Annotated in this window: 13 protein-coding genes; 10 read left to right on the forward strand and 3 right to left on the reverse strand. The window is 68.5% G+C overall.

Features of this window, described 5'->3' with window-relative positions:
• Positions 1 to 155: 155 nt before the first annotated feature.
• From VH571_RS12720 to VH571_RS12730, 3 genes are read left to right on the forward strand one after another with little or no spacing between them, the layout of a single operon-like run.
• Entirely contained in the window at positions 156 to 809 is a 654-nt protein-coding gene (locus VH571_RS12720) for a TetR/AcrR family transcriptional regulator (protein WP_423264893.1), read from the forward strand.
• The gene (locus VH571_RS12725; protein WP_123940789.1) at positions 806 to 1441 is read left to right on the forward strand and encodes a hypothetical protein; all 636 of its coding nucleotides are present in this window, start codon (positions 806 to 808) and stop codon (positions 1439 to 1441) included. The genes VH571_RS12720 and VH571_RS12725 overlap by 4 nt, the downstream gene beginning before the upstream one ends.
• The gene (locus VH571_RS12730) at positions 1438 to 3552 is read left to right on the forward strand and encodes a YhgE/Pip family protein (protein ID WP_423264894.1); all 2115 of its coding nucleotides are present in this window, start codon (positions 1438 to 1440) and stop codon (positions 3550 to 3552) included. The genes VH571_RS12725 and VH571_RS12730 overlap by 4 nt, the downstream gene beginning before the upstream one ends.
• Before the next feature lie 289 nt (positions 3553 to 3841).
• Here VH571_RS12730 and VH571_RS12735 read toward each other — a convergent pair whose 3' ends face one another.
• Positions 3842 to 4942, reverse strand: coding sequence for a glycosyltransferase (locus VH571_RS12735; protein WP_423264895.1), 1101 nt, complete (start codon positions 4940 to 4942; stop codon positions 3842 to 3844).
• A gap of 67 nt (positions 4943 to 5009) precedes the next feature.
• On the opposite strand from VH571_RS12735, the gene VH571_RS12740 reads away from it, so the two are divergent.
• The gene (locus VH571_RS12740) at positions 5010 to 7184 is read left to right on the forward strand and encodes an acyltransferase family protein (RefSeq protein ID WP_423264896.1); all 2175 of its coding nucleotides are present in this window, start codon (positions 5010 to 5012) and stop codon (positions 7182 to 7184) included.
• 11 nt (positions 7185 to 7195) lie between these two features.
• Here VH571_RS12740 and VH571_RS12745 read toward each other — a convergent pair whose 3' ends face one another.
• A complete protein-coding gene (locus VH571_RS12745; RefSeq protein WP_423264897.1) occupies positions 7196 to 7612 on the reverse strand; it encodes a DUF3151 domain-containing protein in 417 nt (138 codons plus the stop codon).
• A gap of 129 nt (positions 7613 to 7741) precedes the next feature.
• Between VH571_RS12745 and VH571_RS12750 the strand changes: the two genes are divergently transcribed.
• The 6 genes from VH571_RS12750 (at position 7742) to VH571_RS12775 (ending at position 15711) form a co-directional block, all read left to right on the forward strand.
• Positions 7742 to 9160 carry a polysaccharide biosynthesis tyrosine autokinase gene (locus VH571_RS12750; RefSeq protein ID WP_423264898.1) on the forward strand — a complete coding sequence of 473 codons (1419 nt, stop codon included), beginning with the start codon at positions 7742 to 7744 and terminating at the stop codon, positions 9158 to 9160.
• Positions 9157 to 10236, forward strand: coding sequence for a glycosyltransferase (locus VH571_RS12755; RefSeq protein WP_423264899.1), 1080 nt, complete (start codon positions 9157 to 9159; stop codon positions 10234 to 10236). Before VH571_RS12750 ends, VH571_RS12755 begins: the two co-directional genes overlap by 4 nt.
• Positions 10233 to 11483, forward strand: coding sequence for a hypothetical protein (locus VH571_RS12760; RefSeq protein ID WP_423264900.1), 1251 nt, complete (start codon positions 10233 to 10235; stop codon positions 11481 to 11483). The genes VH571_RS12755 and VH571_RS12760 overlap by 4 nt, the downstream gene beginning before the upstream one ends.
• 40 nt (positions 11484 to 11523) lie before the next feature.
• Positions 11524 to 12864, forward strand: a complete 1341-nt coding sequence (locus tag VH571_RS12765) for an O-antigen ligase family protein (RefSeq protein WP_423264901.1) — start codon at positions 11524 to 11526, stop codon at positions 12862 to 12864.
• A gap of 14 nt (positions 12865 to 12878) precedes the next feature.
• Entirely contained in the window at positions 12879 to 15047 is a 2169-nt protein-coding gene (locus tag VH571_RS12770) for an acyltransferase family protein (protein ID WP_423264902.1), read from the forward strand.
• Between the two features lie 61 nt (positions 15048 to 15108).
• On the forward strand, positions 15109 to 15711 hold the full coding sequence (locus VH571_RS12775; RefSeq protein WP_423264903.1) for a low molecular weight phosphatase family protein: 603 nt from the start codon (positions 15109 to 15111) through the stop codon (positions 15709 to 15711).
• A gap of 12 nt (positions 15712 to 15723) precedes the next feature.
• Here the strand turns inward: VH571_RS12775 and VH571_RS12780 are convergent, their stop codons facing one another.
• Positions 15724 to 16392, reverse strand: a complete 669-nt coding sequence (locus VH571_RS12780; protein WP_423265013.1) for a TrmH family RNA methyltransferase — start codon at positions 16390 to 16392, stop codon at positions 15724 to 15726.
• Positions 16393 to 16425: the final 33 nt, after the last annotated feature.

The raw sequence follows: 16425 nt of genomic DNA on the forward strand, positions 1-16425 counted from the left end.
CATTTCGTTCCTTCCAGGGGCGGCATGCCGGAGTGGCATGGAGAACCGAGCATAGCGGGCCGAGGATCCGACGTGTCAAGCAATCGGGGCAAGTCACCTTCTACACACTTCCGTAAAGTGCACACGGCAGTGCAAGTTAGGCGTACACTCGCTGCATGCCTTCCACCGCCAGCCGCCCGCGCGCCCCGCGCCGCGACGCGACCGAGAACCGCGAGAGCCTCCTGCTCGCTGCCGGCACCCTGCTCAACCGCGACCCCAATGCCTCCCTCGAAGCCGTCGCCGCGGAGGCCGGGCTCTCCCGTCGCGCCCTCTACGGCCACTTCGCGAACCGCGACGACCTGCTTCGCGAGCTGGCGCTGCGGGGCGCCGCGCGCATCAACGCGGCGCTGCTGCCGGGCGCCGGTGCCGTGCCGGGTGCCGAGCCGACGGATCCTGCGCTCCAGCTCGCCACCGTCGGTGCCCGCCTCTGGAACGAGGTCGACCACGTCCGCACCATGGCCCTCATCACGGTGCGCGGGCCCCAGGCGCTGCTGGTCGGCGACGCGCTCCTCCCCCTGCGCGAGCACGTGCGCGGCATCGTCGAGCGCGGCATCGCCGATGGCTCGTTCCGCGACGACATCGACGCGCACACCCTGGCCCACCTGATCGAGAGCGCCGCCATCTCTGTGCTCGACGAGTCGACCCGACATGAGATCTCCACCGCGGAGGGGCGACGCCTCGTCGTGCTCTCGGTGCTCGCCCTCGCCGGCTTCGGTCACGCCGAGGCGACGACCATTCTGACCACCCTCACCCCGGAAGAAGAACGATGAGACTCACCCTCGACGGCGTCGCCATCGGCGAGGGCCCCGGCGCCCCGCTGCCCCGGCTCGACGCCACCGCCACCAGCGACATTCCCGCGGTCGTCGCGGTCGAGACGGAGGGGGCCCCGACGCTCGCCTCGCTCATCGCCGGTGGCCGCATGGCCCCCGACACCGGCCGAGTGCTGATCGACGGCGTCGACGACCCCGCCCGCATCCGCGAGGCGTTCGCCCTCATCGACACACCGACGGTCGCCGAGCCGTTCGCCGACCTCACCGTCCGTACGGTGGTGCAGGAGGAGCTCGCTCTCGCCGGCCAGCGTGGCAACCGGGCGACGTCCGACCTCTTTCTCGAGGCGGTCGGTCTCGCCGAGCACGACGAGACGCGCATCAAGCACCTCCCGACCGAGGCCCGTATCCGCATTCTCTGCGAGCTCGCGCTCCTCCGCCCCGGCGTCGAGGGCCTCATCATCACCACGCCGGAGCGCCACGGCGGCGACACCGCGGCCTGGTTCGGCGTCGTCCGCGACCTCGCCCTCCGCCACGTCGCCGTCCTCCTCGTCACCGGCGTAGCCGCGGCCGCACACGTCAGCGCACTGCTTCCCGCGCCCGAAACCGCTTCAGAATCGCAGGACACCGAATGAAGATCGCCGCCCTCGTCCGCTCCGAGCTCAACCGCCTCACCGCCTCCCCGCTCGCCCGGCTGGCCTTCATCGCGCTGATGTGCGTTCCGTTGCTCTATGGCGGAATGTATCTCTGGGCCAACCAGGATCCCTACGCCAAGCTCGACCACATCCCCGCCGCGATCGTCGACAACGACGCCGGGGCGACCGACTCCGACGGCAACGCGGTCGACTACGGGCAGAAGATCACCGATCAGCTCGTCGAGGGCAACGACTTCGACTGGCACGTCGTCTCGCAGGCCGAGGCCGACAAGGGCATCAAAGACGAGACCTACAACTTCGTCTTCTCGATCCCGAAGTCGTTCTCGACCGACCTCACGAGCGCGTCGACGACAGATCCGACCGCGGCCAAGATCGACCTGACCACGAACGACACGACGAGCTACCTCTCGTCGACGATCGCCGATCAGGCTGGCAAGACGATCCGGGCGACGATCACCGCGGAGGTCGGCAAGACGGCCGCCAAGACCCTTCTCGTCGGCTTGAACGACGTCCGCGACAACCTGAAAGACGCGAGCGCAGGATCCAGTAAGGTCACTGCGGGCGCGACCGACCTCAAATCCGGTCTCGACTCTGCGAAGTCCGGCGCCACGAAGCTCGCCTCGGGCGCGTCCCAGCTCTCGACCGGAGCATCGAGTCTGAATACGGGTCTCCAGCAGCTCCGCACCAAGACCGCAGCTCTCCCCGCCCAGACGGCGCAGCTGTCGAGCGGCCTCGACACTCTCCAGTCGCAGACCTCGTCGCTTCCGGCCGACTCCGCAGCCCTCGACACCGGCGCTCAAAAGGTCGCAGCGGGCAACAAGGCTCTCGATGACGGAGTCGCCCTGCAGAAGCAGGCCGCGTCTGACGTCAAGGCAGCCCTGCCTGCTCAGCTCTCGGCCGCTCAGAAGAAGCAGCAGGCCGCTCTTAACCAGATCTACGCCGCCACGGGTATGACCGATGCGCAGAAGGCCGCCATCCAGCAGGTCGTCGATGCCTCGAACGAGTCCACGGCCACCAAGCTGACCTCGGCCGCGACTGCCGCCCAAACGCAGCTGTCCACGCTTGAAACCACGACCGGTCAGCTCGCCACGGGCAGTGCCCAGGTTGCCGCCGGCACCTCGAAGCTCTCGGCGCAGACGCCGGCCCTCGTCTCGGGAATCCAGCAGCTCGACGCGGGAGCGAACGAGCTCAGCACGGCTGCTCCGGCCCTCACGAGCGGCATCGCCAGCGCGGCCGACGGCTCCGCGCAGCTCGCCTCCGGCGCGGCCACCGCGTCGACCGGTGCCTCCTCGCTCTCCTCCGGCATCACCAAGCTCGACTCGGGCGCGAAGTCGCTCGTCACGGGTTCGACGAAGCTGACGAAGGGGCTCAAAGACGGCGTGAAGCAGATTCCGGCCACGACCGCGGCCACCCGAGACACCCAGGCCGCAGCGATCGCCGACCCGGTGAGCATTCGCGACTCGTCGATCGCGAGCGCCGGCAACTACGGTGCGGGGCTCGCACCGTTCTTCATCAGCCTCGCCGCCTGGATCGGCATGTACGCGCTGTTCCTGATCATCAAGCCGATCTCCAAGCGAGCCCTGACGGCAGTCCGCGCCCCCGGCCGGATCACCCTCGCCGGCTGGCTCTCTCCCGCGATCCTCGGTCTGGTGCAGATGGTCGCCCTGTTCGCGATCGTCAAGTTCGCCCTCGGGTTCGACGTCGTGAACCCGGTGCCGATGGTCGGCCTGATGGTGCTCGCGTCGATCACCTTCGCGGCCATCATCATGATGCTTAACGTGCTCCTCGGCAGCGTCGGGCAGTTCCTCGGACTGGTGCTGATGCTCATCCAGCTCGTCACCGCCGGCGGCACGTTCCCCTGGCAGACCCTTCCCGGCCCGCTGGCGGCGCTGCACTTCGCCCTGCCGATGAGCTACGCCGTCGACGGCATCCGCCAGCTCATGTACGGCGGCAACATCGGCGCCGCGTGGAGCGACGCCGGAGTGCTCGCCCTCTGGATGATCGGCGCGCTGCTGGTCTCGTTCGTCGCCGCTCGACGCATGACGAAGCGCCGCACGATGCGCGACCTGCGCCCCAGCCTGATCGGCTGATCGGCTCATCGCCTGATCGGCCGGCGTTGCCCTAGCGCCCCGAGGCCACTCCCCCGTGGAGACGATTTGCGCGTCATCAAATTTGACGCAGATCGAAATGGCCGACGTTTCGAATCGCGTCAAATTTGATCGGGCGCAAAACGTCTCTTACGAGAAGCCACTCCGGCCCGGCCTGCCAAAGAGCGCCCGAAAGTGCACAAATGGGTGCTCGCTTGCCTTCCGAGCCACCAATTCCGCACTCTCGGCGGCGGCAGCGCGGCAGCAGCCCGACGGCGTAACGCCAGCGCACCTAACGCCGAACAAGCCCCTCGAGCTCGACCTCGTAGCGCCGGCAAATGTCAGCCCACGTGTAGTGCTCCAAAGCCCGTGAGCGCGCAGCCGTCGACAGCTCCTCCTGCCGCGCGGCATCGCCGATCAGGCCGACGACGGCCGACGCGATCTCCGACGGCGTCGGCTGCACGAAGACCGCCGCGTCGTCGAGCACCTCGCGGTTGTAGACGGTGTCGCGGGCGACGGTCGGCGCGCCGCAGAGCATCGCCTGCACGAGCGCCGGATTGGTTCCGCCGACGCTGTGCCCGTGAAAGTAGGCACCCGCGTGCTGCCAGAGGGCGAGCAGGCGACGGTCGTCGCTCAGGTGGCCGAGCCACGTGACACGCGGCTCGGCTTCGGCGAGCAACCGGACCGCGTCGTCGATCTCGCCGCCGTAGCCGCTGGATCCTACGATGACGACGTTCGTCGTGAGAGCGATCGTGCGGGCCGCCTCAATGAACTCGTGCACGGTGTTCTCGGGCACGAACCGCGCGACGATCAGGGCGTAGCCTCGATGCGTCTGCCCTTCTTCGACAGGGAGGTCGCCGGGCTCTTCGCCGCCGTAGGGGATGAACACGCTGTCGCGTCCGAATCCGTCGCGCCAGCGCCGGGCGATCTCGCGCGCGTCGGCGACCAGTCGGGTGCCCCACCACGCAGTGGTCTTGGCCCCGGCCCGGAACATCAGCTTGGCCAGGCGGCCCCACTTGGCGCGCTCCCATTCGATGCCGTCGACGTTGACGAGCGTCGGGATTCCGCGCAGCTTGAGCAACGGCAGCCAGAAGCCGTTCGCGACATTCATCACCAGAGCAACGTCGGGCTTGCGGATCATCGCGTCGAGAGTGGCGGTCAGCCCGTAGCTGAGGGTCGACAGCGACTTGCTCTCGACACCGCGGGTCGTCTTCGCTCGCACGCGCGGGTCGAGGTCGGGGTCGTCGTCGCGCGTCGCCCCGTCGCGGCCGTAGACGGTGACGTCCCAGCCCTGCTCGGCGAGGTGCGGCGCGATCTTGCGCACCGCGGTCTCGAAACCGCCGTAATAGCTCGGGTAGCCCCGGGTTCCGATGACGGCGACGGATTTCGACATGCACCGAACCCTAGCGGTCCCACCCAGAACCTCTCGTCAAATCCCCTATTGTTATGTAATATTTGGAATGTTGCCATCGAAAGGCCCCGACATCTCTCGTTCAACCCCCTTCCGCCCCGATCTCGAGGGCCTGCGCGGCGTCGCCGTTCTCGCCGTTTTCGCGAACCACCTCTTCGGCGCGCCCGTCGGCGGGTTCGCCGGCGTCGACCTCTTCTTCGTCCTCTCCGGGTTTCTGATCACCGGCATCCTCATTCGTGAGCGTGACACGACGGGTCAGATCGACCTGGTGGCGTTCCTGGTGCGCCGAGCGCGAAGGATCCTGCCCGCCGCCCTCGTCGTCATCGCCGCGGTCTCTGCCGCCGCCGCTGCGCTCTGGCACACGCCGCGCGCCCTCGCCGTCGCTCTCGATGCGCTCGCCTCCCTGAGCTTCGTCGAAAACTGGCACCTCGTCGCGACCCGCACCGCCTACCTGCAGGGCGACGGTGGGGAGTCGCCACTCGAGCACTTCTGGTCACTCGGTGTCGAGGAGCAGTTCTACGCTTTCTGGCCCCTGCTCCTCATCGCGACCGGCCTCGCCGCCCGTCGTCTCGGGCGGGGCAGATCAATACGTCTCTCGCGGGCCGTCACCCCGGTCGCGATCGGAGCGATCCTGGTCGCCTCTCTGGCGTTCGCCGCCTGGCGCAGCAGCGTCGATCAGAACGCCGCGTACTTCGACACCGGGGCCCGCGTCTGGGAACTCGCGGCCGGAGCCCTTGCGGCCACCCTGGCACCGCTGGCTGCACGACTCGCACCGCGGTCTCGACAGCTCCTGTCGATGGCCGGTCTCATCGGCATCGCGCTCTGCCTCCTCGCCCCCGTGGCTCCGCGTCACTACCCCTGGCCCGTGGCCGTGCTCCCGGTGGGCGCGGCCGTGCTCCTCCTCCTGTTCCCGCCGCGTGGCGGCAGCCGTCTCGCCCGGGTGCTCGACAATCGGCCTATCCGCCTCACTGGCCGAATCTCGTATTCGCTCTACCTCTGGCACTTCCCGGTCATCGTCTTCGTCCACAGCCTGCTCGGCACGTCGCCCGCAAGCGCCCTGCTCACCATCGCCTTGGCTGGCCTCCTCGCAGCGCTGTCGTATCGCTTCGTCGAGCAGCCCGCGCTCCGCCACGTGCGCGCACCCGAGCGACGACCGGCCAGCATCAGCGGAAGCCCCCGTGCACCTCGCCGACGACTGCAGATCGCGGCCGCGGCGATCGTGCTCGTTGTCATCGGCACGGCGACGACCCTCCAGCGGGCGGGCGTGCCCGAAGTCACCAGCACCGAGGCCGCCGCCGCCGCGACCGATCTCCTCGGCAAGCGCGAACCGGCGCGAGAGCTCCTCGACCCGTCGTCTCTCGAGTCGCTGATCACCGCCGGCCTGTCAGACGCCACCTGGCCTTCGACCATTCCGAGCCTCGACCACGCCTTCGACAACCAGTACGCGCCCGGCATGTCGCTCGAAAGCGGCTGCCTGCACGATGTGACGACACAAGCGACCCACACGATCTGCTCGACTTCGACACCGGGCGCGACAAAGACCGCGGTAGTTCTCGGAGACTCCATGGCGATCAGCTACCTCCCCATGATCAACCGGGCCCTCGTCGGCCACGGTTGGCGTGTGGTCGGACTGGGCTTCAGTAGCTGCCCGCTGATCGATGCCACGCTCACCAAACCCGGGCTCGGCGCCGCCTTCACCGACGGCTGCGCGCATGCCCGCGAAGAGAGCCTCTCTCTCGTCCACGACCTCGACCCCGAGCTGGTCATCCTCTCCGGTCACGAAACGGCTCCCGAGCGGCTCGAATCACCCGAGCCTCAGGCCGGGTCGGGCTGGAGCAGCGGTACGGAAAGCCTCCTGCGCACCCTCGCGGACGCCGATCGCCGGGTCGTCCTCCTCGGGAGCCCGCCGATGGGCCCACCGATCACGAACTGCGCGACGAGACTCTCGTCGCCCCGGCAGTGCGAGACGACTTACTCGGCGGAGCATCGCGCGAAAGACCGTGCCGAGAAGGCGGCGGCCGACCGGGTCGCGGCGGCCGGCCACGACGTCCGCTTCGTCTCGACCGAAAGCTGGTTCTGCTCGGGCGGGCGCTGCCCGGCCCAGATCGGCGGAACCCTGGTGCGCATCGACGACAGCCACCTGACGAACGCGATGTCCGAGGCTCTCGGGGCGGTCGCCCGAGACGTGCTGCTCAGGGCGCCGGGCGCGGATCCTTCGGTCTGACCCGCTTCGGCTCAGTCGTTGCCGAGCACTCGCAAGACTTCAGGATCCGACTCGGTCAAGAACGCGGTCAGCCTCTCGACCTCCTCCGTCTCGCCGATTGCAGCGGCTCCGCGCCGCAGGGCGAAGAGTGCCCGCAGCACCCCCCGGTTCGGCTCGTGCGACCACGGCACGGGACCGTGCCCACGCCAGCCGGCCTTGCGAAGAGAGTCGAGGCCGCGGTGGTAGCCGACGCGCGCGTAGGCGTAGGCCTCGAGGTCGCGACCACCGCCGAGCGCCGTCTCGTCGGCCAGGAGGGCCCATGCCAATGACGACGACGGGTGCGCCGAGACGATTTCAACCAGCGGAGTACCCGCGGCCAGTGCCGCCTGCACGTCTGGCTCGTCGGGCAAGAGGGTCTCGGGCACACCGAGGAGGTTGTTTGCGGGCATGACGGCAGAGTACTGCCTTGCTCTGAGTCTTCCTTTGTTTAATGTGAAATGCTAGATTGTTCACTCCGATACGTTTTGAGCGGACAACCCCCTCTTTCTTCCGCTCCTCGACAACATCAGGCAGGGAACATGCAACTCAACGACTACATCCGCATCGTTCGCAGGCGATGGGCGACGATCGTCGTCGTGACTCTCGTCGCCGTCTCGTGCGCCGCGGCCTACACGATCACCGCGACGAAGACCTACGTCGCCTCCACACAACTCTTCGTCTCCGTCCAGGCGGCCGACGCCAGCAGCGCCGTCGAGGCCGTCCAGGGCACGAGCGCCGCCCAGGAGAAGGTCCGCACCTATGTGGGTGTGATCAAGAGCTCGACCGTCCTCGCGCCGGTGATCAAAAAACTGCATCTCGATACGACGCCGGCCGCTCTGGCCGATCGCGTCACGGCGACCGCGAACTCCAACACGACGCTGATGGACGTCGCGGTGACCGACACCGACCCCCAGCGTGCGGCCGAGATCGCCAACGCGGTCGGGGCGAGTTTCACCACCGAGGTCCTCGACCTCGAGTCGCCACTGGCGGGCGGGTCGAGCCTCGTGAAGGTCCGCACGATCGAGCCCGCGGTCGTGCCGGGCTACCCCTCGTCGCCGCGCGTGCTGTTCACGCTCGCCCTGGGCGGGCTCATCGGCCTCGCTGCCGGATTCTCCGCCGCGGTGCTGCGTTCGGCACTCGACACGCGCATCCACGGCAGCTCCGATGTCGAAGGAATCACCACGGTTCCCATTCTGGGTGGCATCAGCTTCGACCCGTCGATCAAGAATCGACCGCTCATCGTCCGCGCCGACCCGCGAAGCCCGCGAGCCGAGGCGTTCCGCGCGCTTCGAACGAACCTCCAGTTCGTCGATATTGGCGCGACGAAGCGGTGCTTCGTAACGACCTCGTCGGTGCCCTCAGAGGGGAAGACGACCACGACCGCGAACTTGGCCATCGCCATCGCCGAGAGCGGCGCAACGGTCGTGCTCGTCGACGGAGACCTTCGTCGACCGCGCGTCGCCGAGATCATGGGGCTCGAGGGCGCCGTGGGCCTGACCGACATCCTGATCGGGCGCGTCGAGCTGGAAGACGCCCTCCAGCCCTGGGGCCGCGGCAGCCTCACGGTGCTCCCCGCGGGCAGCATCCCCCCGAACCCCAGCGAGCTTCTCGGGTCGGCCGGCATGCACGCCCTCATCCGCGAACTGACCGCCGCCTACGACTACGTTCTCGTCGACGCGCCACCCACACTTCCCGTCACCGACGCCGCGCTCTTGAGCACCGTCACGAGCGGTGCCCTCGTCGTCGCCGCGGCGGGACGCACGACGAAGAACCAGCTCCGAAGCGCGCTCGACAACCTCGAGCGGACGGGCAGCCACCCCGCCGGGGTCATCCTGACCATGCTTCCGGCTAAGGGCCCCAATGCGTACGGCTACGGCTCCTACGACGCGTACTACGGCATCGACGGCAAAGACCCGTCGCTCGAGACCGACTCTCTCATCTCCGGCCGCCACCGATGAGGCCCACGCGCCCTCGAGTCGTCTACTACCGAATCCACGACCGCACGTACCCGCGCAACTCGCGAATCCGGCGCTACCTGGCCGATGCGGGCTTTGAAGTCGTCTCACCCCGCCCGAGCCGAGTGCGGGGTCGAATCGTGCGACTGGCGCACGACGTCTTCCGCCTCTGGGCCGAGGCGCGACGCTCGCAGGTCGTCGTGCTCTCCGAACTCCGCCTCGCACACGCCCCCTTCGTCGCCCTCGTCGGCCGCCTGACGCGCTGCACCGTCGTGATCGACGGGTTCGTCGGCCTTCACGAAACAGCCGTGGGCGACTGGAAGGCCGTCTCACCGACCTCGTTTCGCGCCCGGCTCCTCCGACTGCAAGACCGTCTGGCGGTCACCTGGTCAGACGTCTACCTCATCGACACCGAAGTGCGAGCAGCCGCCGTCCGACATGACCATCCGCGAGCGCGCTGCGTTCTGGCGCTGCCCGTCGGTGCGCCCCCGTGGGCCACGCCCCAGCCGGCCCGAACGACCAGCGAGCCCCTGCGCCTCCTGTATTACGGCAACTACATTCCTCTGCACGGGCTCGACATCGTCATCGAGGCCCTCGGCTCGCTTGCCCCGCGCCGGGCGTTCAGTGCGACATTCGTCGGCAACGGCAGCCTGCGTCCGGCCATCGAGGCCCGCGCCGTCACTCTGGGTATCGCGAACGACTGCGTCTTTCTTGACTCCGTTCCCGAAGAGGCACTCCTATCCGTAATCGCGTCGACTGACGTCGTGCTCGGGACGTTCGGCACATCCGCGAAGGCCCAGTCAGTCGTCGCCAACAAGGTCTGGCAGGGGCTCGCCTGCGGTCGCGTCGTCGTGACCCGCGACACCGCCGCGGTTCGGGAGCTCGCGCCGATCGCGCGAAATCTTCTCGTCGGCGTGCGCTCCCCAGAATCCGCCGATTTGGCCGACACGCTTGCCGAACTCAGCCCGGCAGACGCCGACACGTCGATCGCGACAGACCTCGAGGCCTGGGTGGCGGGCGAATACGCGCAGTTCGGAGACATTCTGCGCGACCTCGTCGAGAGCCGATGCCGCCGATGACCATCCGCCACACCGCCGCCACGACACCCCGCTCCACCCCGGCCGCCCGCACGGGTGCGCTCCTCCTGTTCGCCGGAGCGCCAGTCCTCGGTGCGGCAGCGCCTCTCGCGATCACCATCGCAGTCACTCGGGGCCTCGGTGCCACCGGCTGGGCGTCACTGGCCCTGGCTCTCGCCATCGGCAACGCCAGCACCACGGTCGCCGAATTGGGCTGGGGCGTTGTGGGCCCCCAGCAGGTCGCTCGCCACCCCGATTCCCGCCACGACCTCTACCGCTCGGCTCTGGCCTCCAAGCTCGTCGCTCTCGTCGTGATCGCCCCACTCGCGGCGGTCCTCGCGTTCCTGCTCGCCCCGGTCGATCCAGTCGGCGCCGCGGTCGTCGGGGCCGGTGGCGCGATGGCCTCCCTCAGCCCCGCGTGGTTCTTCGTCGGGGCAGGCCGCCCCGGCCTGACGCTGGTCTGCGACACACTGCCGCGCCTGCTTCTGTCGCTCGGCGCCGCCTGGCTCATCGCCGGCGGCGCTTCCCTCGCGTTCTACGGGACCGCACTCGTCACGTCGTCGGTTGTGGCCTGGATCCTTGCCTCTGTGATCGCGGGGCTTCCGCTCGTTCCGCGTGCGCGCGACTTCACGCGGGCGCCCGAGACGCTTCGACGCCAGGCGGTCGTCGTGTCCGGGCGAGCCGTGAGCATCGTCTATACGGCACTCCCCTCGGTCGCCCTCGGCGCACTGGCTCCCGGCGCGGTCGCCCTCTACGCCGCCGTCGACCGACCGCTGCGCATGGGAGTCGTCGTGCTCGGGGCCATCCCGGCTCGGCTGCAGGCCTATCTCGGCGTGGTCGACCGGCGACTCGCCCAGCACCGGGCCCGCAACGCTCTGCTGATCAACGCCGGCATGGGGGTCGCCGCCGCCCTCGTCTTCGGTGCCGGTATGCCCGCTGTCTGGGGCGTTCTGTTCGCAGACGCCGTTCCGATGGATGCGGCCCTCATCGCTCTCGGATCACTGCTGGTCGCCGTGATGTGCGCATCACGCGGGTTCGGCATCGTGCTGGTCGCCTTCGACGCGTCCAACGACATCACGCGAGCCATTCTGGCGGCGGCGGCAGTGGCCCTCGCGCTCGTCCCCGCGCTCTCTCTCGCCGCCGGGGCCACCGGGGCGGTCGTCGCTGTCATCGTCGCCGAGGTCACAGCGCTTGCAGTTCAGGGCCTCTGCGTGCGCCGTCGATGGCACGCGACGGCGCCCGCCCGGTGACCCCACTCCTCCCAGACTCCACCTCCCCGAAGGTTCCCTGATGCTCATCGCTCTCGCTGCCCCGCTCGGCGCCGGTCTCTTCTTTCTCCTTGGCGCCCTCGTCCGGCCCGCACGCGTGCGCGGGATCGCCGTCGCGCTGACCGTTACCGCCCTGTGTCTCTTCTGGTCACGGACGAGCCCGCAGAACGTCAAAGACGCCACCATCGCCGCCTCGCTACTCTTTCTCGCTCTGGCTGCCCTATCGCCCCGTGCGCACGCGAGCATTCGAACGTCGATATCGCCCCTCATTCCCCTCACGGCCTTGTTCTTCGGCTGTGCCCTGGCGACGACACAACTGACCAACCCCGACGGGGTCGGCTTCCTGCTTCGTCTAGTGGGCCTGTCGCTGCTGCTCATCACCGTCGTCGGCCAATTCACCCGAGACGACATAGCGTCGCTGCGCCGAGGGCTCATCGCGAACGGTGCGATCCAGGTCGCCCTGGGGCTGATCGAACTTCTCATCACTCACCGCCCAGTCCTCTGGGGCTACCTGATCTACGGCAACGGACGCGGGCTGAACAACGAGAACCACCTCCTCGGCGATGCGGTGTCGCGAGTGCAGGGAAGCCTCGGCCACCCGATTCCGTTCTCGGTGGTCATCACCATCGCCCTGGTCCTCTTGCTCGTCGACTGGAAGACCTTCTCCAGGCCGTGGGCTCTTCTCCTGCTCTCCCTCTTCGCGGCGAGCCTGATCCTGTCTGGGTCACGAAGCGGGATCCTCGCCGCCATCCTCGCGGTCGCCTACATCCTCCTGAACGGGAAGACCCTGTCGAGTCGATGGCGTGGGCTCCTCGCCGTCGCCGCCGGCGCCGCGGCCATCGCGCTCAACGCCGACTCCGTCGGTGCGATCGTCGGCGAACTCGTCGACTCCGGCTCCTTCTCGAACCGTCAGGGAAACCTCTCGTACGTGCCCGCTCTGCTGGCGCGACCCCCGTGGGAGTCGCTCTGGGGCAGCGGTGCGGCCACACAGCAGCTGCTCTTCGACCGCGGGCTCCTGCTCAACAACGGGCTCAACGTCGTCGACAACCAGCTCGTGACCACCCTCGCCACCCAGGGCGTGGTCGGGCTCGTGCTTCTCGTCCTCCTCGTACTCGTCGGGTGGCGCTCAACCGATGCGGCGGGGCGGGCAGCAATCCTCCCCATGGTCGTCATGCTCTTCTCCTTCGACTACCTCGCTTTCGCGTCGATGGTGAGCATCCTGATCGTCTGTCTCGCCATGCCCCGTGTCGAAACGGTGCCGACCGCCGACGACAGGGCCTGTGAGGAAGGCCAGCGGGCAAGCAAACCGATGGCCAAAATGAGAAACATCAACAGCGAAACGACACAGGCCATTCCGATGTAAGGTATAAATACCTCGTGACTTCACGCCTTACTACACCGCCGCATAAGCACCATGCCGAGATCGACGGGATCCGCGGCCTCGCCGTCTCCTTCGTCGTCCTCTTCCACCTCGGTGCCGGGGTGCGGGGCGGCGCAGTCGGTGTCGACATCTTCTTCACCATCTCGGGCTTCGTCATCACCGCGGCGCTGCTGCGCGAGGTCGCGAGCACTGGCCGCGTCTCCCTTCCGGGGTTCGCTGCGCGCAGGATCCGCCGCCTCCTCCCTGCCGCCGCAGTCGTGACGGCTGCCACCCTCGTCGCGACCGGCACCCTGTGGTTTCAGCCGAGGTTCTTCCAGACCATCCTCGACGCTTTCGCCGCTGCCACCCTCGTCGAGAACTGGCACCTCATCGGTGCTGGCGCCTCGTACCTTCACGATCCGACACCGTCACCGCTGCAGCACCTCTGGTCGCTCGCCGTCGAGGAGCAGTTCTACCTCGCCTGGCCCCTCGTGGTGGTTCTTGCGGTGGTTGTCGGGCGCTCACGCAGGAGGATCCTGCTCCTCGTCGCGGGTGTCGCCATCCTCACGACGGCCGTCTCGATCGTCGTCGCGGCGTCGCTGACCGTGAGCTCGCCCAATGCGAGCTACTTCAACACGACGACCCGGCTGTGGGAGATCGCGCTCGGGTGCCTCTGTTGCGTCGCCTCGAACCGCCTCCGCCACCTCCCGGCCACGATCCGCACCTGGGCCTCGTCGGCGGGGGTCGCCCTCCTCGTCGTGACTCCGCTCGTCGTGCCGAGCGACTCCCTGCCCTGGCCCGGTGCCGCGCCCGCAGTGGTGGGCACCGCTCTCGTTCTCCTCTGCGGCCTCGGCGGCTCGGCCCTGCCGTCACGTGCTCTGCGATTCGCTCCCCTCCGCTGGCTGGGCTTGCGCTCGTATTCCCTCTATCTGTGGCACTTCCCCCTGATCGTTGTCGCCACGAGTGCGACTGACATGACCCCGGCTCTCGCACTGGCGATCGCGGCCGCGACCCTTTTCCTGTCAGCCCTGACCTACCGGTACATCGAGGTCCCTTTCCAACGGCCGCGACGGGCCCTCTCGCCTGACCGCACACGGAATCGGACACGGACACGGACACGGACACGACTGTCACCCCGGGCGACGGCGATCACCGCGATGGCCGCCTCGACAACCGCAGTGCTCGTCGTCGGGTGCTTCGCGGTGGCTCAGGTACGCGGCCCAGGAAAGCTCGGCGATCCCGCCTTCGCCGCTTCGACCTTGGGCCTCATCGACCCCGCCCCGCCTCCGAGCACCCCACCCACCCTCGACGAGCTGCGCCGACAGCTCACGAAAGCCTCCGCCGCCCGATTCTGGCCCGCCGAGATTCGATCCCAACTCGATTCCGCCTTCACGAGCCGCCTTCCCCCGGCAATGGACAACGATTCAGGATGCCGTCATAACCCGGTCGAATCGACGCAGATCCCCCGAACCTGCACCTGGGGCGACCCGAAGGCATCTCGGCGCGCTGTCGTGATCGGGGATTCCTCGGCTGCCGCCTGGACTCCGGCCGTAGCCGGGGCGCTCGTTCCCCTGGGTTGGCGAGTCGACGCCCTCTCCTTCTCCGGCTGCTCGTTCGTCTCCGTGTCGGCCACTCCGACCGGCCAGCCCTGGTTCGCTAAAGCCTGCCGAGCAAGCCGCGACACCATGTTCCGCCTCGCTCGGCAGCTCTCCGCCGACCTCGTGCTCCTCAGCGACAGCACCAACCTCCTCCCCTTCCTCGAGAGTGGAGCCCAGCGCGATGCCGCCGAGCGCGAGTGGCGCGACGGAACCACCGAGACGCTTCGGGCTCTCGACGCCCCCGATCGCGCTCTCGTCCTATTGCCCGCGCCACCCAAAGGCCCCTCGCCGGCGATCTGCACGACACGCCTCTCCGCTCCCTCCGCGTGCCTCGCAAGCCCGCCGTCCAACTACCACCTGAAGCGAGACGCCGAATCGAAGGCTGCCGCCGCCGCCCGAAAGACTGGCGTCGACGCGCACTACATCGACACGCTGCCCTGGTTCTGTACGGGCACGCGATGCCCTCTCTTCGCCGGAACCAACCTCATCCGCGCCGACGCTTCCCATCTCAGCGAGCGCATGTCGCGTGCGCTGAGCGACATCCTGCGAGAGGCACTCGACCGGCTAGACGTAGTACCTCGGAGGTGACTCCGACAATCCGAACTCCCCCGTCAGCTGTCCACCCCGCCTTCACCACGAAAGCACCGGTATGCAAGCACCCTTCCAATTACTCTTCGTCTGCACGGGCAACATCTGCCGGTCGCCCTACGCCGAGCTCCTGCTCCGCGAGCGCCTGGGCAGCCCGCCCTTCGTCGCCGTTGCAAGCCTCGGCACCAGCGCGGCCGAGGGCGCGCCGATACCCGAGCCAATGATCGCTCTGGCAACGGCGCGCGGGCTGATACCCGGTCACCACCGAGGCACCCAGGCCACCGCGGGCGCACTCCTCGGGGCCGACCTGATCATCGCGCTCGACCGCCACAACCGCGGCCGGGTCGTCTCAATGGCTCCACGGACGAACCGCTACACCGTGACGCTGCGCGAGTTCGGCCGTCTCGCGCAGGCCGTCACGGACGACGACATCCGAGATCTCGACGTGCGATCCGGCAACGATCCGGCAGAGCGGCTCCGCGGGGTGACCCGCACGGTCCTCGCTCTGCGAGGCTCCGTCGCACCGCCACCCACACCCGAGTTCGACGACGTCGTCGACCCGTTTGGACTCTCCGACGCGGTCTATCGCCAAGCGGTCGCCGAGATCGAGCCAGCTGTCGAGACGCTCGCCAGCCTCCTGGGCCGCGCGGTCGCAGCCCCTTGAGCTCGTGGCGGCTCAGCCTGCCGCGGGTCGCGGAAAGCTCACGTGCTGCAGCACCCAGGCGTGCATGACGACCGCGGCAGCGGCCGAGGCGTTGATGCTTCGCGTTGACCCGAACTGCACGATCTCGAGGATCGCGTCGGCCGCCGCGATCGCCTCGGGTGAGAGACCGGGGCCCTCCTGCCCGAAGAGCAGGACGCACGTCTCGGGCAGATCGAACGTCTCGATGGGGACGGAGCCTTCGACGTTGTCTATGGCGAGCACCGGGATCCTGCGCTCTTTCGCCCAGGCGATGAAGGTCTCAACGTCGGGGTGGTTGATGACGTGCTGGTAGCGGTCGGTCACCATGGCACCGCGCTTGTTCCAGCGACGCCGACCGATGATGTGGACCGTGTCGGCACCGAACGCGTTGGCGCTGCGCACGATCGAGCCGATGTTCATGTCGTGCTGCCAGTTCTCGATGGCGACGTGAAAGGGGTGCCGGTGCTCGTCGAGATCGGCGACGATCGCCTCCATCGACCAGTAGCGGTATCGGTCGATGACGTTCCGGGTGTCACCGCCCCGGAGGAGGTCGGGGTCGTAGTGCTCGTCGCGCGGCCAGCCCTGTTCGCCGCCCGGCCACGGCCCGACGCCGTGGGTGGTCTGCTCGGGGCTCGTTGCGGGTTCGTCGGTCACGGAGTCCAGTCTTCCAGGCCGTCCGCCCACGGCAGGCCGCTA

Origin of the sequence: Frondihabitans sp. 4ASC-45 (assembly GCF_049472575.1) — a bacterium.
In the GTDB taxonomy this organism is placed as follows: Bacteria; Actinomycetota; Actinomycetes; order Actinomycetales; family Microbacteriaceae; genus Frondihabitans.